The organism is Paenibacillus sp. GCM10027626 (assembly GCF_042676285.1).
Taxonomy (GTDB): domain Bacteria; phylum Bacillota; class Bacilli; order Paenibacillales; family Paenibacillaceae; genus Paenibacillus_Z.
Genome location: NZ_JBHTHC010000033.1, coordinates 1 through 21,334, shown reverse-complemented (window position 1 = coordinate 21,334; position 21,334 = coordinate 1). Strand labels below are relative to the sequence as shown.

The following is a 21,334-nucleotide window of genomic DNA, read 5'->3' as shown; positions in this document are numbered from 1 at the left end:
ATTTACTTGTTGATTTTATATTCATGTCTTCCCGAACCGCCGGTTTGAAAGGCAGCGAAGCCGGAGGCATCAGCTGTAACGGTTGTCCACGGGCTGCCGTCCCGGTAAACGGTGTACGCTTGATTGGCGGCCAGATCGCCAATCTTGATTGTAAGCGGCGCCCCCTCTGTTGTCAGGGTCACTTGAGTACGCTCTGCAGATCCGTAGATAGCAGCATCGCTGCCTCTGTAATTGACATGCGTAACCTGCATCCAGGTCAGATCGGCCGGCAATTTCGGGGCAACGACAAGTGCATCCACATCGGCGTCGACGCCCATAAATCCGTAAAAGGCAGAGAGTGCCGCAATCGTAGCATCAGTGAAATCGGCATCGACACCGATGCCGCCCGCGCTTCCCGCTCCTTGCAACGAGAGATTGCGCTGCGCATAATACCATCGGTAGCCGCCCTCGTCCTGGGTAGCCTGGTACCAATCCAGCACGCCTTTCATCCGGTTCCAGGCATTGTCTGTATTTTTGTACTTCAGTCGGGCCATCACATCATAATAAGCCTCATACAATACAGCGCCGCCATCCTGCACTTGCCCTCCCCATGGGAAAGCATGCGGTTCCCATGTCCAAACATACCAATCTGTATTTCGCTTCGTTGATGCACGCGGAGCAAAGCCGTGAAAATAAATGTCCGCGCCTGTCGAGGTATCACCCGCTACTGTGCGCACCCCGTCGATCCAATCGAAAATATCCTTGCCTCTTGCGGCATTGCCGAGTCCATAGTAGAGTGCTTCCAGATTCATAAATGTGTATCCAAAATCATGCGATAACCCGGCCGCGTCGACAAGCGGCACATAACGTTTGGTTGTGTTATTCCAGAACAGGGAATCTTCCGTTACTTCTGAGGCTACCTTGTCGCGATAGGAAGCGATAACTGCTGCATCCTCCCCGTATGGATTGGCCGGAATATTCCATTCTGGATGAAGCTGTACCAGTTCCTCCAGCTTGTTCATCTCTGTGAGCGCTGCATAATAATAGACGGTAGCATACAGATCCTTATGCCCCGAAGGCAGCAAATCCCAGTATCCGCCGCCAATGCCATATCCGGTGCGCGTAGCCGGAGAGAGCCCGCTTGTTCCGTCATGCCCGTTATAAGAAGAGAAAATATAGCCGTTCGTTGCCCCCTTCAAAGTATCGTTCATGTAGTGAATCGCACTGCGCAGGCGCGGCATTTGCGCTTGCAGGAACGCCGTATCTCCGGTCCATTTATAGTATCTGGAGCTGCCCAGGATGAGAAACGGATTATTATACCAGCTCACATCATAGCTGCCATTAATATAATCGATCAGTACCCAGCCGCCTGGAGAACCGCTCTCTGCCGGATCAAGACGCAGTTGCGTAATGGTTCCGTTCCACTCTGCATGCGTATACATCGGGATATGATAATTATGATATTTGCCATCATTAATGACTTTGAAGGTGACCTTCTTCTCTTCGCTAAACCCTGGCGAAGCGGATGTACTGAAATATACGGCGCCTGTGGTATTTGCATTCGAACTGGCCATCCGAACGAGCAAATACGGCATATTATAGCTGTCGACCGTCAAAACTGGAGAGACGAGCTGCGGATCGGCAGCTTCGGTCTGCATATACCAGCGCCTGGCCGCTACCGAATCGTTCGCCACATTATAGGATGTCCAGCCCTCCTTGGTCGTGCCGTCGAATTCCCAACCCGCCGATTTGCCGTTGCTATTCTGATACGTTGGAAAAAACTGACCAAGCTGATTTCGCGCTTCCTCCCCATACATCAGCACAAAGCCGTTGTCAAACATCGGTGTATTCAGCAGAAGCGCACGAACATCCTCATTGGCATCATCTCCGTAAAACCGGTTCTTGTTCGTATCAATCCAGCTGTTTGCCAGCGTATCCCATTCCCGCCACCAAGTCGCCTTTATGCCTCGCCCGCTTTTGGCACCATTTAAGCCGGGATCGGTAAACCAGTGCATCTGGAACATCCGGTTCAATCTGTCCATATAGGTTGCATTCGAGCCGGAAAACACAGGGAACGTATCCGAGCGTCTGATCAATGTGTCCACCTGAAATTTATTGGACCATGTTTGCGTCGTATCGGCCCACATCCCAACCTCAATCTTCGTGACATTGTTTTTGAACGCCCATTCCGATACATCCAGCTGAATTTCATTCCAGGCGTTAGGTGAGATAGCCTGCGTCTGCTCGAATACATTCGCGTTGCTGAAAACTTTTACCTTGGCCCAGTATTTGGCTCCATAGCCGCCGGACAGCCCCGGGGCTCCCCCCCAAGTATTCAAATGTACCAGCGCAATCGGCTCATTCGTCCAATCCTCGCCAGACAATGTCTTGTAGACCGAACGGTATTGATTTCCCGGCACATTCGTACTGGCCGCCTCTAGCATATAGAGCCCGCGCATACTATTGGAGCCGTATCCCCCGCCGGGAAAAGCCAGCGTCTGCTCGGTAACGGCCATCCCGGCTACTGCATTGCCCATATTCCACGGCAGCTCGAAATGCCAGTTCCCCAAATAATTGCGCTTCAGCGTTTCTCCCGCAGCATTGCTTCTTTTCACATCATCGATCTGGAATGCCGCGTTCCATGCCGCTGAAGAATCTGCTTTGTAGGATACCTCGATCCGCTTGACTCTGGATGAAAACTCCCAGTCTGAGATGTTCATAGACAGTGCATTCCAGCTATCGGGAGTAATATTGTAATTTTTCTCGTAGCGCTGATTATCCGCTGTAAGGACAGCCAGCCTGGTTGTGTAGGCATTGGTTCCAGGTGCGCCGCCCCAGCCGTTGAATTGCAGCGAAAGGATCGGGTAAGCGGTCATATCCAGCTCTTCCGGAAATTCAAAGTAAATCGTCCGCCAGCTGTTGGCGGCCACAGAACTGCCTAACCGCTTCAAGCATAGCCTCTCCTTCAAACGGCTTTCCCGGAGCATTCAGCGAAGCGCTTACCGTTTGTACGCTTGTTACATTCACACCGGCTTGCCAGGGACTTTCAATTTCGGAAATCATTTTATCGCCGGCAAAAACAGGCAAAGGCAAGCAGACTAAAAATAAACCCGTTAACAACAATACAGTCCAACTATACTTATAAACGATACGCATCTTTTGCCCTCCCCCGGTTTATTAACCTTTAATGGAGCCTGCAGAAATCCCTTTAATAATGTTCTTTTGCATCATCAGGTAAAAGAGAAGCATCGGCGCGATTCCCAGCACAAACATCGGCAATAGCGATGTCCAATCTGTCGTAAACAAGCCGACATTCGTATAAATTTTCCGGGTAATCGTCTGAAGGCTTGAAGATTGAATGAATAAAAGCTGTGTCATAAAATCATTCCACACTTCAATCGACTTCAGGACAATCACAGTAGCCGTCACTGGCCGCAGCAAAGGAAACACGATGGACACAAATGTACGATAGACGGAGCTTCCGTCAACACAAGCCGCCTCTTCCAGCTCCAGCGGCAAGGAGCGCATAAAGCCGCAATACAGGAAAATGGCAAAAGGAAGCGCCGTAAACACATAAACAAAAACGACGCCTGGCACCGTATTCATCAGATGCAATACTTTCACGATGCGGTACAGCGGCATGATCATCATTTGGTAAGGCATCATGATGGCGCCGACGAACAAATAATAGATCGCGGCATGATACCGGGTCTTCCGGCGGACGAGCGCATACGCTGCGGTGGATGCAAGCACAATGATGATGAAAACCGAAATCACCATGTACATCACCGTATTGCCGAAAACGACGGGATACTCCATTTTCGTCCAGGCATCCAGATAGGACTGGAAGTTCCATACATGCGGCAACGACAGCGGATGCTCCGTGGCATCCTGCGGCTGCTTCACCGTGTTAATAAACAAATAATAAAAAGGGATTAAAATTACCAGACTAATTAACCACAGTGCAAGCTCCAAACCGCTATACGCAAGTTTTTTCCGAAGAGTCATCATCCGATAGACGCCTCCTTACGAAGCAAAATGCGCAGCTGGATGACTGAAATCACCGCGATAATCGCAAACATGATGACCGCGAGCGTCGACGCATAGCCGAATGATCCTCCGGTGAAAGCATAATAAATGATCGTAGTCGTCATCGTCTCGGTCGCAAAACCGGGGCCGCCATTCGTAAGTGCGACAACATGATCGAACACTTTCAATCCATTGATCATCGTAATGACCAAATTGATCGTGAACGAGGGAGCCAGCAAATGAAACGTAATATAACGGAATTTTTTCCATCCGGTTGCCCCGTCAATGGATGCGGATTCATACAAATCGGCAGGAATGCCCTGCAAATTGGCAACAAAGATCACCATCGACCAGCCGACCGATTGCCACAGCGCGACGGCAATGACGGAATTGAGCGCAAGGGACGGATTTCCCAGCCAGCTTTGCGTCCAGCTCTGCAGCCCCACTCCGTTCAAAATCGAATTCAGCAAGCCGCCATCGCTGGATGACAAAATATAAGACCACAGATAGCCAATCACGAGCGGACTGAAGACAACGGGCATAAAGAAAATCGTGCGCAGCACATTTTTACTTTTAATTTTTGCATCCAGTGCAAGGGCAAGCGGAAGTGCAAGGCCGTTTTGGAAGATCGTTGTGACGAAAGCAAACCACAGCGTGTTGGTTAGCGCCGATAATATACGCTCGTCTTGAAATACTTCCGGGTAATTTCTAAAGCCGATATAGTTGAATTCCGGACTTAAGCCATTCCAATCCGTAAAGCTGTAGTTTATGGTCCAGAAGAAAGGAATGACGAAACATAAAATAAATCCTGCCAGAGAGGGCAGCAGCATCAGTTCATAGGGCAGTACCCTTCCAAGTTGTCGTTTTGCTTTCATTTTCCGGCTCCTATCAAAATAAGGAACGGTCAGGGGCCGAAAAGGCCGAAACCCTGACCGCAATCATTTATTTATTCAATTCTTTTTGCATAAACTGGTCCAGTTGACCAAGAATGTCTTCTACCTGCTTGCCGCTGGCTACAAAGTCCTGATTGAGCTTGAACCAGGTACGGACGAAGTTTTCGCCGCCCACTTTTTTCAATCCTTGCCACGGCGCATACATCCGGCCTTCATTGACGGCTTCGAGCGCGCCTGTCAGCGCCTCATCCAAACCGCCCTCTACTCCTTTTGCCGACGGACCGCCTTTCGTCGCGGCAATAAACAAGGCATTGCCTTCCGGACTGACCAAATATTCCAGTACCTTCATCGCTTCTTCCTGGTGTTTGGAGTTTTTGTTGACGCCCATGGCTGAGCCCGTTCCGCCGACAAGCCACGGTTTGCCGCCCTCAACGGACGGGATCGGGAAAATGCCGAAATCCAGCTCCGGATTTTTCTGTCTGATGTTTGCAATTTCCCAAGTACCGGATTCGGTCATCGCGGCCTTGCCCGATATAAACTCGCTAATTTGCTCCTCATAGGAAATACCGAGCACATCCTTAGAGATAATACCTTTCTCCAAAATTTGACTCCACTGCTTCAAGCCGTTAAGCCACTGCTCCGTATAAGTCGTTTTTTTCGCTTCGACATCCGCTTCGATATTCGGGTTTTTGGCATAAGCGTCCGACAAAACGACGCCTAGCGATTGCTTGCCGAGCACATCGCCATTTTTATCGCCGATCGAGATCGGCTTGATTCCGGCAGTCTTCAGCTTCTCCGCAGCAGCTATAAATTGATTCCACGTCTGCGGCACCTCAATGCCCTGCTCTGCAAATATTTTCTTGTTGTACAGGATGCCTTCGAACCAAGTTTCCAGCGGTACGTACCAAACTTTCCCGTCCAGCGTTGCCTCCCGTTTCGCGGAATCCGTCAATTGCGCGACAAACAGCTTGTCCGTCAGCTCCACCAAATAGCCTGACTTGACGATATCCACGCCCGAGAGTACAAGATCAGGCCCTTCGCCGGCTGCCAGCTGGGTGTTAATGAGCTGTGCGCTTGATGCATTATTCGCAAAGGCAAATTCAAGCTTGATGTTCCCCAATTTTTCCTCGACAGCTTTCTTCAACGCTTTGAAATTGTCCGGGTTATAATTGGTATTGAACGTGATGGTAACTGGCTCTGCGGAATTCGGGGCCCCGGTCTCCGGTGTCGTGGCCGCTGCCTCATTACCGGGCGCCGTTCCCCCTGAGCTTGCGTTTTTGCTGCCGCATCCGCTTACGATTGCGGCAAGCAAAATAGTCACTCCAAGCAGAATCGTACTGCTTTTTTTCATTGTTCCGTTGCCCCCTGATGTGTGAATTAGCAATTGCTATCCTTATTTAATCATGGTTCCGCTTTCATGACGATAACCAGATGTTCGGATTTCTATTCAATTGTTTGGAACCTGTTCTTGTATTCATTCGGAGTCATGCCCACCCGCTCTTTAAACACACGGCTGAAATGGCTCGGATTTTTGTAGCCGACTTTTTCGCCAATGTGATAAGCGCTAAGCGACTCGTTTAAGAGCAGCTTTTTGGCCGCTTCAATCCGCTCGGAAGTGACATAATCCCAGAAGGTCTGATTCGTCTCCCGCTTAAACAGCGTTGAAAAATAAGTCCGGTTTACATTCACATGACTGGCAACAAGGTCAAGCGTCAGCTCATCGTGCAGGGAGGCCAGCACGAATTTTTTCGCCTTGGCAATGAGATAGCGATGCTCCGAAGCAGAAGTTTCGGGTTCATCGAACAGACCCTCCCTGTTTTGCATAATAGGTTGAAACCGTCGCTCCAGCTCGTTATAGCTGCGAACTCCGACTGTTCCCTGAAATTGAAGCGTTTGAAGAGCCTGCTCCGCTTGCGACCATGCTTTGGGCAGCTTGGCGCATCCTGTAACCCAGTCGCTCATACCGGCCATAAAATCAGATCTCATTGCGGCGATTCGGTCCGCAATCCGGCTTTCTTCCCACTCTACCACGACCCATTTCTCTGAAAAGGCCACCGCCCAGCATCCTTGTTCCCTGGACCAGTCCAGCAAGCCTTCGAATATGCTCTGTTCGTCGCTGGCTGTAAACAATGTCATGCGGAAGCGGTGAGATGCGGCCTTATCCCTGAAGATTGGCAGCTTGGACAGCATTTCATCCTTCCATACGCCGCTTGCCAGCAACGAGCAAAACATTTCCCGGGAGCGGTTCACTTTGTGTACTGCTTGTGTAAGCACTGTGACAAGCTGAGTCTCTTGAATCGGCTTGAGCAAATATTCGCTTACCCCCAGCCGCAGAGCTTGCTGGGCATACTCAAATTCCCGAAAACCGCTCATCAGTATAAAGGGGCAATCCGGAAGCTCGGCTTGCAGCCGGGCAAGCAACTCCAAGCCGTTCATACCGGGCATTTGAATATCTGTGAGGACGACATTCGGCTTCTCCTCCCCGAGTCGCGTCAGCGCCTCCGATGCCGAAGACATGGTTATGATATCGAACGGCAAGCCGTTCCGGGCAATGAGTCTTTGCAATGACTCTACGATAATTAGATCATCATCCAATATCCATAATTTCATAGTTGCCTCCTTATTTTCTGCTCGTAATCGCCGGGATAACGATGGCGGCAGTCGTGCCCTTTCCTGTGGTGCTGCTAACTTCAAGCTTTGCATCACTATCGTAAGCCAGCTTGAGCCTTTCCTTGACATGAATAATTCCAACGCGGTCCAATCCCGTATGTTCGCCCAACAAATGACGGTTCAGCATATCCAGCCGCAATGGCTCAATCCCGTCTCCATTGTCGCGGACCTCAATCTTTACCTTGTCGTTCGCCATAATGGCTATCACACAAATTTCCAGTGGGGCCCCGTCTTTTCTGCCGCCATGTTTCAACGCATTCTCGACTAGCGGCTGCAGAAGCAGCTTCGGAACTTGAACGTTTTTTGCAGCATCGTCTGCCTGGATCTTAAAGGAGAAGTTACGGCTGCCTTTCCACTGATACGAGGATAAGTAAAGCGAAAGATAATTCATTTCCTTCTCCAAATCCACCCATTCCTCATCTTCATATAGCACATAAGCGAACATCTCGCCAAGCTGCTCGATTAATTGTTCTATATCGGAATGCCGCTCAAGTACAGCAAGCCCGCGAATCGTCTGCAGCACATTATTAAAAAAATGCGGATTAAACTTCGCGCGCAGCGCCTGATATCTGGCTTCCTTACTTTCAATGGCGACAAGATAATTTTCCTTCACAAGGTGATCCAGCTTGCGCAGCATTTTGTTATATTCTTTGGTGAGCAGGCCGATTTCATCTTGCGTCGTCACTTCAACTTCCTGGTCATATTGACCGCGGCCGACTTGCGCCATTGTCGCCATCAGGCGGCTGAGCGGCTTCGTTATCGCATTGGCCAGAACATAACTGAGCGCAACCATAATGACGATACTGATCGATACGACGAGTGCGGTGGCCCAACGAATTTTCCCTGTACTTTCAAAAATAGTCGCTTCCGGAATGACAATGGCGGTCTTCCAGCCGGTAGTAGAGGATGAATTAAAAATGACCAGGGATTGTATTCCGTTCACAGCATCAAAAAATACACCGCTCTCTTCCGGCCGTTCCGGCAAATTAAGATTCACATGGGTGGTATGATCCGCTTCATTCAGTGAAAACGATTGCAACAACACTTCATTCTTTTCATTTAAAACATATAAATCGCCTCTGGCTGCTTTTCCGGTTTGGTTGATCAGCGATTGAATTTCGGCAAGACTGATATCGGCAAGCAAATGGCCTTGAGGCTCTTTGCTTGTCTGAAACGGGGAATAGATCGCAATTAACGCGGAAACAACCTGCCCCGACGGCAGCGGATTAATGTAATAGTTATGCTCGTGCGGACCGATAAAAACAACTTTTCCGGCACCTAGTCCGGCTGCGCTGAACCACGGGGCGTGCTGAAATTCATAAAAGCGGTCATTGCTGTTTGCGGCAATATTATAGATTGCCCGTCCGTTGCGAATAATGATCAAATCCTCAAGAAAAGGGTTAACCTGACTGTAGGAAAGCAGCAAAGCATGAAAAAACCAGTTGCTATCCACCTGCCGCTGGTAATTGTCGTCGTAAGTCTCCAGCGCTGCGGCTGTCTCCGAATTCCCGGCAATCGTGTAAAGAATGGTGCTGACGTTATTGAAATAAACGTCCAGGTTGGAGGTCAATTGTTGTACAAGAGCGGTGTTATACTTAATCGCATCTTGTCTAAGCGTACTTTTCGTAGACTGATAGATGAACAAGCCAAGCAGAGACAGCATCAGAACCGCCGCTGTCGTAAAAAGCACAAGCATCTTGAATTTCAGCTTGTGCTTCCATTGTCGGATTCGCATGAGGGCAACTCCTCTCACTTGCATTACAAGATGTGCAGCGCCATTTCATTTCCCGGTTGTATGATTGTATACCAGTTCAAAATTGCTGACAACAAGAAAACAAAAAACCTCCTTTTGCAGAGGCAGCGCGTTACCCGCTACAACTTCTACAGTAGGAGATTTTTGTATGTTTTATTTATTCACCCATAAAGATCCTCCCGCCTGCAAATGCATTGCGTAAACTGGACAAATGGGCTGTTTCACATGCGCTTACATCTTGATCGAGCCCGAGGCCAGCCCTTCAACGAATTGCTTGCTGGCGAAGATAAATAGCAGAATGAGCGGCAGCGAGGCCAACACGTAACCGGCAAACAGCGGTCCCCAGTTGGTGGTGAACATCTGCTGGAAGCTCATTAGCCCGAGCGTGAGCGGCATTTTGCTCTCGTCGCTGATGACCATAAGCGGCCAAATATAGTCGTTCCACGTGTTGAGAATATTAAGCACGCCGAGCGTGGCAATTATCGCTTTGGACAGCGGCAGCACGATCGAGAACAGGATGCGGAATTCATCCGCCCCGTCGACCCGGGCCGCTTCGAACATTTCTTCAGGCAAGGACGAGAAGAAGGAACGCAGGACAAAAATGCAGAAGACCTGCCCTCCGGCAATGTAAGGCCCCCATAATCCGAGCCAACTGTCGAGAATCTGGAATTTGACCACAAGGCTGAACAGCGGAACGAGCGTCAGCGTAAACGGAATCATGAGCAGTGCAATAATGAGAAAATAAATTTTCTCCTTCAGGAAAAATTTCATCCGCGCCATCGGGTATGCCGCCAGGCATGAGACCGCCAGTACAGCGACAACCGTTACACCGCTTATAATAAAGCTGTTAAGCACATATTGGCGGATAACTTCCCAGGCGGCGGAGTAATTCTCGAGGTGAAACGGAAACGAAACCGACCACCGCTCCAGGTTGAACTGGGACAAATCTTTCAACGACAAATTGATAAGCATCAAGAACGGAATCATCGTCAGGATGCCGAATACGAGAATACCGCCGTGCGTCAGCACGGAGCGCAACCGGTGGGAACCGACCATCGTCATCTGCCTCCTTCTCTATTCCGCGCCGTACTCTGTCGACGATTTCAAATATTTATTGTTAATCAGCGTCAAGGCAAAAATTAGAATGAACAGCACAACCCCGATCGCGCAGGCGAAACCAAGCCTGTTGTTGCTCATGGCCTCCTGGTACATAATGAGTCCCGGCACGGTAGTCGAGTAGCCCGGACCGCCGCCGGTCAGGACGAGCTGCGTCTGAAAGCCCTGCAGCGTGCCGATAATCGTCAGAATAAGGATCAGCTTGACCTGAGAGAGCACGAGCGGCAGCTCGATAAACACCAGCTTTCGCAGTCCTGCTGCGCCATCCATCGTAGCCGCTTCCACGATTGAGCGTGGTATGCTTTGGAAGCCGGCCAGAAATATAAGCATCGCTACGCCGTCGACCCAGGGAAAACCGATCAGCATGATCGAAATCAATGAGGTGTCAGGACTGCCCAGCCATAAGGGCAAGCTGCTCTCCGGAATGCCCAGCCATGAAAGAATCGCATTGATCAATCCGACGTCCGGATTTAAAATAAACTGCCACAGCAGCAAAATGACCATCATCGGGATGACGAGCGGAAAAACAAACAGCAGCCGGTACAAATTTTGCAGCCGTGAGCTTTTTACTTTGTAAATCAGAAAAGCGACAAGCAGCGGAATCGTAATCGATATGATCACCTTGACCAGGGACAGCCACAACAAATTCCAGAAGGCCTGCGTAAACACCTTGGTCGTAAACATCTCCGTAAAATTGCGGAGGCCGACAAAGCTTGGCTGCGTAAAACCGTTCCAATCGGTAAACGAGTAGACGAAGGCGGCGATCGCCGGATAGTAGTTGAAGACAAGGATCATGACAACCGTCGGCACCAGAAATAGATAAGCAATGGCCGTCGTTCTCGCACTCAATTTGCGCGTTCGTGCGGAACGGGGCGTCGGAGGCAGCGCTGCGGGTTCGGCTCTATTCAAAATCGTTCAACCTCCTTTACTTTTATCTGAAAATGCTGCAGTTTGTGCAACAAGTCCATGGCGGGAAGCTAGCATACCCCCAAATTGTTGTACGAAATGCAACAATCTGCTGCTGCGAGGGGGCGAAATGGCGTTGATTGTTGCATAACGTACAACATTTCCGGCAAATAGGGCTGCATCGTGCTCCAAATGTTGCATAACGTGCAACATTGCGGCGGACCGGGGAACGCATACGGACCTGCACTGTGATTCGCTATTGACTCGAAAAAACAGGCGACTGAATAGTTTCACGGACACACGATCCGTTATTTGCCAAAAGCCAGTTAAGTTGGAGGTTACGCGGACAGACGTTCCGTTACTTGCCGATTTTGCCTGCTTTTCGCGGCAATTCCAGACCAATAACGGAACCAGGGTCCGCATCCCTCCCAATTTGGCACGTTTGTTCACAGATAACGGATCGACGGTCCGTTCAGGCCCCTTCAGGTCCCTTTAGTCCGCTCAGGTCCGCGTGCCGCCCCTTCGCCAAAACCGATACTAGCTTCCCTGCTGCGAGATCGTTTCCTCCGCACCTTGCTGGTAAAATTGCTTCATCTGCTCCAGGAATTCATCGATTGTCAGCTTATCCGAGAGATAGAGTGACAGCGCACTGTCGAATTTGTCGAAGAACGCTTTGCCCAGATAAGCCCCGTAATGCTGCACCACGATAATCGGCAGATCCTCCTGGAACACCTCGTGTCCGGCCGGCGCCTCGGCACCGACAATATTCGGCTCGGACTCCGTCTCCTTATCGAGCGCAGAGATATTTTCCGGATTGCTCAGGAACATCAGGTAGTCCATGATGACCGGGATTTTGTCTGGATCGTCCTGCTGGAGATAGCCTGGTACAATCCATTGCCCCGGGCCCCACGGGCCGTATATTTTCGCTCCCGATTCGGTGGACAGCGATGCCGATTCCTTTTTCAGCGTAGGGAAGTTGAATGCGCCAAATTCAAATGGCAGCTTCATCGCCCGCAGTTCAGAGATCGTCCAGCTGCCGCCGAACATCATCGCTACCTTGCCGGAAGCAAACATCTCGTTCTTGTCATATTTGGCTGCGAAGCCTTTTGGCCAATATTTCGCCCATTCCTTCATCAGTGTAAACTCCTGCTTGCGGATATCCATATTCGGCATTTTGCCCGCTTTTGTCGCTTCAGCAATTTCCAGCGGATCAATGCGGTTGTTATGATTTGTATCCAAATCGCCAATATTGCCGATCAGGAACTGATTGTGCAGCAGCGCATCCGACCATTGCGCATCGCAACAGCCTTTGTTGACCATATTGAAAGCGAAGGGAACTTTGCCGTCAGCCTGAATCGCCGCCGACACCTCCATAAATTCGCTCCACGTCTTGGGCTCTTGCAAATTCAGCTTTTGGAATATTTCCTTGTTATAGAAAATGGCTACGCCGACGCCGTCGGCCGGAATGACATACAGCTTTCCGTCCGGTGCCCGTACCGAATCCAATATTCCCGGAATGAACGTGTCCTGCCATATTTTGTTCTCGTTATACGGATTTGGCTTGGCGAGCCAATCGTCCAGCGGCATGAACCAGCCCTTCTTGTAATTCGTCCACGTATCCTCAAAGTTGGCCCAAAAAATATCCGGCGCATCCTTGGCCATCATCCTGGCCTGCAGCCATGCATTGCGATCCTGATTGGCCGGCACCTTCACCAGCTCAATCTTCACGTTCGGATGCTGATCCATATATTTTTGATTCAATTCATCAAGCACTTTCTTCTCGGTAGGATCCTGGGCATCGGGCTTTTTGGGCAAATGAGCTTGCGGATCATAGCGGATGACGTATTGTTTGTTATCCGTCTTGCCGCCGCTTCCTCCTTTGCCGGCGTTGTCCGGCTGATCGGTGCCGGAACCCGTTTTCCCCCCATTGCCAGAGCATGCGAGTAGCATAACCGACATTACCATTAAAACGCTTACAATCGCAGCGATCTTCCTTTTCAATGACAGCAACTCCTCCCATAAAAGTTGGCTTGGCTTAATGATTTGGCTTACTATCCATATTGTAAAACCGGCAGTATCGCGAATAAAGGCAGGCAGTTGACCTATCTGTGCTGCAATTGACTTGTTGCTGCAGCATGTCCGGAAATTTATGGCTCCAGGGAATCGCGATATTCCGAAGGGCTTACGCCGACGAATCGTTTGAATACCTGGCTGAAGTGCGACGGATCTTTAAACCCTACCCTGTACGCAATTTCGAACGCTTTCTCGTCGCGCTCGTTCATCAGTTCCTTCGCCTTGTCGATCCGGCGCTGCCACAGCAGATCGCGGAAATTGACACCTGTTTCCTTTTTGATCAGCCTGGACAGATAGGAATGGTTAATATGCAAATGCTTGGACAATGACAGTAGTGTCACCTCCTCCGAACAGTGCTTGTCCAAATAGTCGTACACGCGCTTGATGAGTGCCGGGGACTGTGAGTGGGAGCGGCTGCCCACTTTGCCGGCCGCTTCAAGCAAGTAACCGGATAAAAATTGCATCAGATCAGCCAAAATGCCATAACGGTAAACCGACTTCTGCGCCTCCATCCGCCGTTCTTCGCACATCGGCACCCGCAATTCCTCCAGCAGGGCGTCGGTCCGGTTCAGGATGTCTGCCGCATATTGCTGAATAACAGATTTGTTCATGCCGGCCGCGAGCATTTCGCGATAAATCTTGCGCAGCGAACGGGAAATCTGCTCGCTGTCGGCGCGCCTGACATGGCCGATCAGTTCGACCACCGTCTTGTCCTCCTTGGCCCCCCGTCCTTGCTCCAATCCGGCAAGCGCATCATAGGCGATGATGGAGCCTTTGCCGAGCAGCATCCGGTACTCCAGACATTGCCGGCTTTGCCGCATGCCTTCGCGAATATCGGCAACCGAGGGCAGACGGCCGCTGATGCCGATCGAGATGCTGTGATTCGTCATACTGGCCACGCCAGAGACGAGATTGCCTGCAATCGTAAGCAGCTCCCACGAGGCATCAAGCTGCGGGCTCTCCGGCTCGAAGAAGACGATGACAATGCCGCTGAGATCCAGATACGTCCAGTACGGTCTCGGCTGGCTGCGCAGCAGATTGCTGGCGATCTCCCGCAGCGCCATAAGCGAGATCGGTTTGCCCGCCAGATGAAGCAGCTCGACATTGTCGATCTCGGCAAGCGCAATCTGAACGCCGCGGCCTTCAACCTGCTGCTTGCGGATCAGCTTTTCGGCTTGCTTCTCCGAAGCGCCATCTCCGGCAAGCAGCAAGGAAATAAGCTTCTCCTGTTCCATCCGGTCGTCCTCGTTCATCCGCAGCACGCCCTGCTGCAGCAGCTCCACAGACTCAACCAGCTCCGGGATCCGGATCGGCTTCGTAATAAAATCGCTGACGCCCAGCTTCATCGCCTGCCTGGCATATTCGAAATCGTGATAGGCGGAGATGAACATGACATGGATATCCGGGTACCTTGCGCGAATTTGCTCCGCAAGCTCAAGCCCGTTCATGGCAGGCATACGGATATCGGAAATGACCAGGTCGGGCAGCGTTTGCGGAATAATAGACAGCGCTTCCAGACCGTTCGCCGCTTTACCGACGATGGTGCATTGAAGCTCTCTCCACTCGGGCAGCGCCTCCAGATGATCGCGGATAAGCGCCTCGTCGTCGACGATCAATATTTTCATGGCTATCCCCTCTTCTCATTCAAAATGATCGGCAAGCGAATTTGCACGATGGTACCGGACGGCTCCCGGCTTTTGACCGTCACGCCATATTTGCCGCCGTACAGCAGCTTCAATCTGGATTCCACATTATCGAGCCCTGTTCCCAGTCCCCTCGCCGTTCCGCCGGGGGAAACCGTGAATCCCGGACCGTTATCCTCCACTTCAAGCAGCAAATCAAATTGATGCTCATAAGCGCGAATAGCCACCTGCCCTGGCCGGTCGACCAGTTGGTCGACGCCGTGCATAATCGCATTCTCGACGATCGGCTGCAAAATCAGCTTCGGCACGAGCAGCGATTCGAGGCCATCCTCCATATCGATCGACCAGGCCAGCCGCTCCTTGTAGCGGTATTTGTAAAGCTGCAAATAAGCGGTGGCAAGCTGAATCTCCGTCTCCAGCGGCACAAAATCGTTAGTAGGCGCTATCGATGAGCGAAGTATTTTGGACAGCATATCGACCATCTGCGGGATTTCTGCCGCCTGCTGGCTTCTGGCCATAATGCTGACCGATTCCAGCGTATTATAGAGAAAATGCGGATTCAGATGCATTTTGAGCATCTTCAGATCCGCTTCCTTTTTCAGCAGTTCAGCCTTGTACACCTGTTCGATCAAATATTTGATCTTCCCCACGAGCTGGTTGAAGCTGGCGCATAGCTGCGCAATTTCATCGTTTGTCGTAATGCCGCCGATCTGGTAAAACTCCTCTCGCTCCACGCGCCGCATCAAGCCGCTCAGCTTGACCAGCGGTTTCGTAATATGCTTCAGGATGATGAACGTCAGCAGAAAGACGATAATCCACGCCGCCAGCGTGATGCCGATCGCATAATACGCCAAATCCGCAATTTCGCGGTTCAAATCTTTCTTGGGCAAAAAGCTCGTATACGTAAAGCCCGTATAGTAGGAGCTGCGCCTGTTGACAACCATTTCGCGACCCTTGGCCTCCAGATCCAGCCGTTGATCAATCTCGTTCAAATCGTTCGCCGATAAAATCAGATTGTTGGCATTCGTAATGTAAAATGCGCCGGCATTGTATGAAGCATACGTTTCCTTCAGCGCTTCGGGCTTCAACATAATGGCAACGTATCCGATCGGCAGCTCAGTTGTGCGATTCAAAATCTTCATCGCGGACGTCGCCCGGCGTTGATCGGTGAAAAATGCCCAGCCAAGCGTGTTCACCTCCTGCAAATTGGCGATATAGGAGATTGCAGGGAAGCTGAGCACCGGCGTCGTCCCTTCCAGCATCGTCGCTCCGCCTTCCGTGTTGAACAGGTAAATGGCATCAAGCATGGGATTGCTTTTCAGCTCTGTCTGCAGCTCCGTCAGCAGTTCCTCCTTCAACAGTTCCCGCTCCTCGGCAGCCAGCGGATAAGTTTCAGGGTCGTGATCGTTGTTGAGCAGCTTGCTCGCAGCAAACGAGTTTGCAATGCGTACAGCCTGCTGCTCGACAAGCTTCAGCAGGCCATCGATTTTGTCCACGGTCTCCACCAGCGTCTGATTGCTCGATGTCTTCATTTTCTCTTCGATAATGACGGTGGTGCGAACATAGAACAGGCTGATGATCAGAACGAGCGGAATGACGGTCAGGAGCGAATAGACGATAAGAATTTTGTAAAACAGCTTTGAGGTGAGACGGTTCCACAGTTTTCGCAATAGCGGCATAGGCTGGCCTCCTTCAAAGGACATGCTGAAGCGATGAATTTTTAGGGAACAAAATTGGCGAGGTTCAGATTGCATTGTGCCGGCTTGGAGATGCTTATTCGGCGGCTGCAGCGGCGGCGCCAGATAACAACATCCTAACAACATCTCCATCTTTGGACAAGGGGAATTTGGGATACGCGATATTTCCTATTTCCGGAATAAAGTATAGTATCAAAAAGACACCTCTACATATTGGGTATAGTGCGGTTGTTGGCCAACACTAACCAATAGTAGAGGTGTCTCCTGCCAGGCTAAGGAAAACGTAGCGGCAATCACCGGATCTGCGGCTTTACAATGAAGTTGCAATTTGGGCAAATTGGCGCCCTCTGCTCATATTATCTTGCCGCTCACTTTTATGATATTTGCTTTCAGACGCATCAGGGCGTCAACGTAATGCTGGGGGATTTGTCCCTGTTTATCGGGGCCGACGTCCAGCAGCAGGTTCGTGCCCCGTGAGCGCGAAATTAAATACATACCGAGCAGTTCCTCATCGCTGCGTACGGGGTCCCCTTCGACGTAAAACCATTCGCGCCCAATCGGGTCGCATACTTCGCCCGGCATATAATACGTTTTGCCTTCGATTTCCCGCCACGGCTGATGTCCGGTATGGCTGTTCGGCAAAAACCGCTCGATGGCGATAATATCGCACGGCCAGGCGTAGCCGATATCGAACTTCGAGCCGTCGCCGATGCCATGGTTCATCATCACGATCGCATCCGGCTGCAGCTCGTTGATCCGCTTGTACAGCTTATGGCGATAGCCCCGGGGCAGCAGCCCGGGAATGTCGATCCATACTTCACCGATCGGGCCGTATTGGGAGAGCAGCTCTTCGAGCTGATTCCACTGAAACTGCAAGTATTCCTCAGTCGTATAGGCAATTTTCCACCACGACTCCCCGAATCCCGTCATAGAAGGCGTCAGCGAGCCGAACAAATGATGATTGTCCCAAGAACAATAATAGAGTCCCGGCATAATGTCGTATTTGCGGCAGGCATCGACAAAAGCGCGCACGACATCCGTCGTATTGCCGCTTGTGCCGACATGATAATCCGTATACTTCGAAGGCCACAAGCAATGGCCGGATACGTGCTTGGCCGTCAGCACCGCATATTTCATCCCTGCTTCCTTCGCCACCCGGATCCACTGGTCGACGTCCAGCGCGGAAGGTGCGTATACGGTTGACGGCTGATCGCCCATTGATAATTCCTGACCGTCGAACGTACTCATCCCAAAGTGGATGAACATCCCATACCCAAGTGCCTCCCAGCGCTTCAGCTTCTCCAAACTTAATCGTTGGCTGCCTTGCTGCTCCTCCGTCATCCTTCCCATCTCCCCTCATTGATTGCGGGCTCCGTTACGAGCACCCCCATATGCCCAGCTAGCCAGACACACTCACTCCTACTGCCTCGCCTGATGCTCCATCCTTTCTGCAAGCCAATCCTCAAGCGTGGCGACGCGGTTCGGATACTTGCTGCTCCGCGCAAGAAATCCGATTCCATGGTTCAACATCGGGTCCTGGTCGGTCGGCTGATAACGCAAATCGACGCTCCAACGGACGCCGTCCGATTCATTCGGTGTGGACATATGCAGCAGCCGATCATTGAACAAAATCGCCGTACCTGCTTTTACAGGCAGCGCCAGCGTCTCGATATCCCCCAGCTGATGCTCATGCAGGGCAGTATATCCCGTCCCGCTATACTGTTCGTTATGCCAGTCAAGCAGCTGCGAAAGGTGAGTGCGCGGTTTAATATGCAAGCAGCCATTATCAAGCGTTGCGTCTACGAAGGAAATCCATACCGTAATGACCGGATTAGCATTGGAGCCCGGCCAATACGATTTGTCCTGATGCCACGGCACCGCGCCTGCAGCCACCTTCGGCACTTTCGGCCGTACATTGTAGACAGGACTTGCGAATATTTCCGGTCCAATTAGCGATTCAACCGCATCCAATATGTTCGGGTTGCTCATCAGCTCGAAATATCCGGGCAAACGATCGCGCCAACCGCGGCCGTATTTCAAAAAATGTTTATCGGTTAACGATTCGAACAGACCGGCCAGCCGCGATTGAAAAGGGAGTCCCTCCAGCTTGTCGGTAATCAGTCCGCTTGCGAACAAATCGTCGGCGATCATCGACACTTTACCCGTCATCGCTTGCCGGACAGACAGCATCTCTTCCTCTGAAAGCAAATTTTCGATGACAAGATAGCCTTCCCGTTCATAAAAAAGCTGCTGCTCTTTGGATAAACTTCCACCCTTCGTCCTCTTATCCATATAAATATGCCGCCTCGCCTTCTTTTCATATTTACGATAAAATATTATCATCTAGCATTAGAGATGTATTTGGCTGGGCTTCCATAGATTTGTCTGAATTTCCGCCAATCTGGTCAATTCTTTAAATCGTTCAAATGGTTTGATTTCAACTGGAAACGGAGGAATCGCTTTGGAAGCAGGGGGACGATCAATCAAAGATATTCGCCCTTATTTGGGGTATGCCAGCTATTATTTGTATAACGGCGGTGTATACGAAGGGCCGCGAAGAGGGAATACCTACGCCTTGCACCTGTTTATTGGCGGTAAAGGCTCAGTATCCGTGGAAGGCCAATCGTTTCATGTGGAGAATGGCACTCTCATATTTATCCCTCCGGGAAAGCTTCATTCGTTTCATGTCGACCAATCGCCGCTCCCCTCATACAACCTGTATTTCGATTTGTGGGAGCAAGAGGAGCACGCCAAGTCCCGCCAAATATATTTTTCACTTGTTCCCCAGCCATTGCGCCCTGAGCTGAAAACGAAACAGGAGCCGTCGGCAGAGCTGGACAGCTTGCCTACCCGATATATGCTCCAGCTGTTCCCGCATTTGATGGACAGCTTTATGCAAATCCAGCAAGTATACGACCACTCCGTTTATTACCGCCGCGAGACGATGAACAGCCTGCTTTATTCGTGGCTGCTCCAATGGTATAATGCGATCCATGGGCAGCGCCCGACAGATCAGCGCATTATCAGGATGATCCGCGAGATTGAGCTCCATCCTGAGCGCCATGTCCCCTACGAGGAATGGTGCAAAAAATGCGGCCTGCAGAAATCATACTTTTATGAGCTGTTCAAAAAAGAAACCGGACTGTCACCCAAAGCCTATTTACTCAAGGTGAAAATGAAAAAAGCGGCTGCGTTGCTGCTCGAAAGCAGCAAAAACATTACCGCTATATCTGAGGAGCTAGGCTACTCCAGCATCCATAATTTTTCCAGACAGTTTCACGCTTATTATAAGGTTACCCCTTCTTCTTACCGGAACCGGGAGATGCTGAACGGCTAACGATGCGGAGGGGAACGCCAGATAGGAATTATTCCGTTAACGTTCGGGCATTGCCGGGTCCCCCTCCGGTTCATAATTTTGTAAACAGAAATAGACCGCCGCCGATTAATTGCTGCCGACGCCAGTCTGAAATCTAGTATTGGCTGGATGAGTAAGCTATAATTCAGCCTAGATCTATTTTTGTAATGAAACTGTAATATTTCCTTCATGTTCCTTTCACATTACAAAACTATAATACAAATATGACCCCCCTTTATTATATATTCTCTCTTGTTGCCTGCGGATGTTGCCGCAGGTTTTTTTTATATTATGATTTTAATATAGCGTAGGAATTGGAGGACATGAAACTGCATCAATAAATCTAGGATCAATTCCGTAGAACGTCCAGAATGCTCCATTCCAACGATAGCCTGAAACTTCACCATATTCCACCCGTGTCGGATAAAACCAGAAACTTTCCCCATTCCACAACCAAACATAAGTGTATTGAAATAAGCAGTCGACAATATAAGATACAGCGGGTTTTTCCGGGACGAAAGCTGGAGGTGGAGACTGTGGCATATATGCCATTAGAGTTCACTCCTAATAAGGGAATCAGTGCATATGAGTATAATATGTAGGTAAATAACCAAATGATTGTACAGACGCCTAAAAAAGATTTGTGGGCAATGGCTGGTAAAAAACAAAAGCGAGCCCTAAAAATAGGATTCGCTTTGTTTTTTGGTTAAATATACAGCAAGTTGCTGCTCACCGCTCGCCCGAAAATAGCCTAAAGCAAGCGGCAGTTCATCATGAATAGTAGTCGCGCAAGTCGATCTTACAACCAGCCCTCGCACTATCGATCGCCCCGAGCACCATCGCCATACTTTTAATGTTGTCGCGGCAATCCGTTTCTGCCGGTCGCCCTTCCTCCAGCGCGGCGAACATCTCGTCGAAGCAGCCTTCATGGCCGGAGCGCCCTTGCCATTTAAAATCAGCCTCTACCCGTTCATAGTCGCGTATAAATTTCCCTTCCTGTTCTCCCGAAGCGGTTCTCTCGGCATACGGCGCATCTTCCCCATTCCAAATCGCGGTTCCTCGCTCGCCGTTAATGCGCCATTCGGCCTCCCACGAGGTTGGCGCGCCTTCAGCGCACCACGAGCCGCGGTACGAGAATACCGAGCCGTCCGACATCTCGAATATACATAGCGCCGAGGCGTTGCCTGCATACCACGACCCTGGCGGATTGAATTCGTGAC

General features: G+C 50.6%; 15 protein-coding genes and 1 pseudogene. 1 reads left to right on the top strand and 15 read right to left on the bottom strand.

Annotated elements, in window-relative coordinates:
• Nucleotides 1–2 precede the first annotated feature (2 nt).
• The 14 genes from ACFQ0N_RS35285 to ACFQ0N_RS35220 all read right to left on the bottom strand — a co-directional run bounded on the left by ACFQ0N_RS35285 (nt 3) and on the right by ACFQ0N_RS35220 (nt 19,051).
• Entirely contained in the window at nt 3–2,930 is a 2,928-nt protein-coding gene (locus ACFQ0N_RS35285) for a glycosyl hydrolase family 65 domain-containing protein (RefSeq protein ID WP_379334813.1), read from the bottom strand.
• The gene (locus ACFQ0N_RS35280) at nt 2,875–3,135 is read right to left on the bottom strand and encodes a hypothetical protein (protein WP_379334812.1); all 261 of its coding nucleotides are present in this window, start codon (nt 3,133–3,135) and stop codon (nt 2,875–2,877) included. The genes ACFQ0N_RS35285 and ACFQ0N_RS35280 overlap by 56 nt, the downstream gene beginning before the upstream one ends.
• A gap of 21 nt (nt 3,136–3,156) precedes the next feature.
• A complete protein-coding gene (locus ACFQ0N_RS35275) occupies nt 3,157–3,990 on the bottom strand; it encodes a carbohydrate ABC transporter permease (protein WP_379334811.1) in 834 nt (277 codons plus the stop codon).
• Complete coding sequence (locus ACFQ0N_RS35270; RefSeq protein ID WP_379334810.1) at nt 3,987–4,883, bottom strand: carbohydrate ABC transporter permease; 897 nt, start codon at nt 4,881–4,883, stop codon at nt 3,987–3,989. The genes ACFQ0N_RS35275 and ACFQ0N_RS35270 overlap by 4 nt, the downstream gene beginning before the upstream one ends.
• Before the next feature lie 67 nt (nt 4,884–4,950).
• Nucleotides 4,951–6,252: an ABC transporter substrate-binding protein gene (locus ACFQ0N_RS35265; protein WP_379334809.1), complete on the bottom strand. Its 1,302-nt coding sequence runs from the start codon at nt 6,250–6,252 to the stop codon at nt 4,951–4,953.
• Nucleotides 6,253–6,344: 92 nt separating this feature from the next.
• Complete coding sequence (locus tag ACFQ0N_RS35260) at nt 6,345–7,511, bottom strand: response regulator transcription factor (RefSeq protein ID WP_379334808.1); 1,167 nt, start codon at nt 7,509–7,511, stop codon at nt 6,345–6,347.
• Between the two features lie 10 nt (nt 7,512–7,521).
• Nucleotides 7,522–9,306 carry a cache domain-containing sensor histidine kinase gene (locus ACFQ0N_RS35255; RefSeq protein WP_379334807.1) on the bottom strand — a complete coding sequence of 595 codons (1,785 nt, stop codon included), beginning with the start codon at nt 9,304–9,306 and terminating at the stop codon, nt 7,522–7,524.
• A 249-nt stretch (nt 9,307–9,555) separates the two neighbouring features.
• A complete protein-coding gene (locus ACFQ0N_RS35250; RefSeq protein ID WP_379334806.1) occupies nt 9,556–10,380 on the bottom strand; it encodes a carbohydrate ABC transporter permease in 825 nt (274 codons plus the stop codon).
• 18 nt (nt 10,381–10,398) lie between these two features.
• Nucleotides 10,399–11,349, bottom strand: coding sequence for a carbohydrate ABC transporter permease (locus tag ACFQ0N_RS35245; protein WP_379334805.1), 951 nt, complete (start codon nt 11,347–11,349; stop codon nt 10,399–10,401).
• A 534-nt stretch (nt 11,350–11,883) separates the two neighbouring features.
• Nucleotides 11,884–13,347 (bottom strand): ABC transporter substrate-binding protein, encoded by a 1,464-nt coding sequence (locus tag ACFQ0N_RS35240; protein WP_379334804.1) that lies wholly within the window; start codon nt 13,345–13,347, stop codon nt 11,884–11,886.
• A gap of 146 nt (nt 13,348–13,493) precedes the next feature.
• Nucleotides 13,494–15,044, bottom strand: coding sequence for a response regulator (locus ACFQ0N_RS35235; protein ID WP_379334803.1), 1,551 nt, complete (start codon nt 15,042–15,044; stop codon nt 13,494–13,496).
• A 2-nt stretch (nt 15,045–15,046) separates the two neighbouring features.
• The gene (locus ACFQ0N_RS35230; RefSeq protein WP_379334802.1) at nt 15,047–16,741 is read right to left on the bottom strand and encodes a sensor histidine kinase; all 1,695 of its coding nucleotides are present in this window, start codon (nt 16,739–16,741) and stop codon (nt 15,047–15,049) included.
• A 369-nt stretch (nt 16,742–17,110) separates the two neighbouring features.
• On the bottom strand, nt 17,111–18,100 hold the full coding sequence (locus ACFQ0N_RS35225; RefSeq protein WP_379334801.1) for an alpha-L-fucosidase: 990 nt from the start codon (nt 18,098–18,100) through the stop codon (nt 17,111–17,113).
• Nucleotides 18,101–18,178: 78 nt separating this feature from the next.
• Complete coding sequence (locus ACFQ0N_RS35220) at nt 18,179–19,051, bottom strand: phytanoyl-CoA dioxygenase family protein (protein ID WP_379334800.1); 873 nt, start codon at nt 19,049–19,051, stop codon at nt 18,179–18,181.
• A 169-nt stretch (nt 19,052–19,220) separates the two neighbouring features.
• Here ACFQ0N_RS35220 and ACFQ0N_RS35215 point away from each other — a divergent pair, with 169 nt between their 5' ends.
• Entirely contained in the window at nt 19,221–20,096 is an 876-nt protein-coding gene (locus ACFQ0N_RS35215; RefSeq protein WP_379334799.1) for an AraC family transcriptional regulator, read from the top strand.
• 789 nt (nt 20,097–20,885) lie between these two features.
• Here the strand turns inward: ACFQ0N_RS35215 and ACFQ0N_RS35210 are convergent.
• Nucleotides 20,886–21,334: pseudogene (locus tag ACFQ0N_RS35210) on the bottom strand (gfo/Idh/MocA family oxidoreductase); the annotation flags it as partial.

What these genes read in the sequence shown, in the direction of transcription:
- ACFQ0N_RS35280 (WP_379334812.1), bottom strand. Translation starts at nt 3,135, where the DNA reads ATGCGTATCGTTTATAAGTATAGTTGGACTGTATTGTTGTTAACGGGT.
- ACFQ0N_RS35275 (WP_379334811.1), bottom strand. Translation starts at nt 3,990, where the DNA reads ATGATGACTCTTCGGAAAAAACTTGCGTATAGCGGTTTGGAGCTTGCA.
- ACFQ0N_RS35270 (WP_379334810.1), bottom strand. Translation starts at nt 4,883, where the DNA reads ATGAAAGCAAAACGACAACTTGGAAGGGTACTGCCCTATGAACTGATG.
- ACFQ0N_RS35265 (WP_379334809.1), bottom strand. Translation starts at nt 6,252, where the DNA reads ATGAAAAAAAGCAGTACGATTCTGCTTGGAGTGACTATTTTGCTTGCC.
- ACFQ0N_RS35260 (WP_379334808.1), bottom strand. Translation starts at nt 7,511, where the DNA reads ATGAAATTATGGATATTGGATGATGATCTAATTATCGTAGAGTCATTG.
- ACFQ0N_RS35255 (WP_379334807.1), bottom strand. Translation starts at nt 9,306, where the DNA reads ATGCGAATCCGACAATGGAAGCACAAGCTGAAATTCAAGATGCTTGTG.
- ACFQ0N_RS35250 (WP_379334806.1), bottom strand. Translation starts at nt 10,380, where the DNA reads ATGGTCGGTTCCCACCGGTTGCGCTCCGTGCTGACGCACGGCGGTATT.
- ACFQ0N_RS35235 (WP_379334803.1), bottom strand. Translation starts at nt 15,044, where the DNA reads ATGAAAATATTGATCGTCGACGACGAGGCGCTTATCCGCGATCATCTG.
- ACFQ0N_RS35230 (WP_379334802.1), bottom strand. Translation starts at nt 16,741, where the DNA reads ATGCCGCTATTGCGAAAACTGTGGAACCGTCTCACCTCAAAGCTGTTT.
- ACFQ0N_RS35225 (WP_379334801.1), bottom strand. Translation starts at nt 18,100, where the DNA reads ATGACGGAGGAGCAGCAAGGCAGCCAACGATTAAGTTTGGAGAAGCTG.
- ACFQ0N_RS35220 (WP_379334800.1), bottom strand. Translation starts at nt 19,051, where the DNA reads ATGGATAAGAGGACGAAGGGTGGAAGTTTATCCAAAGAGCAGCAGCTT.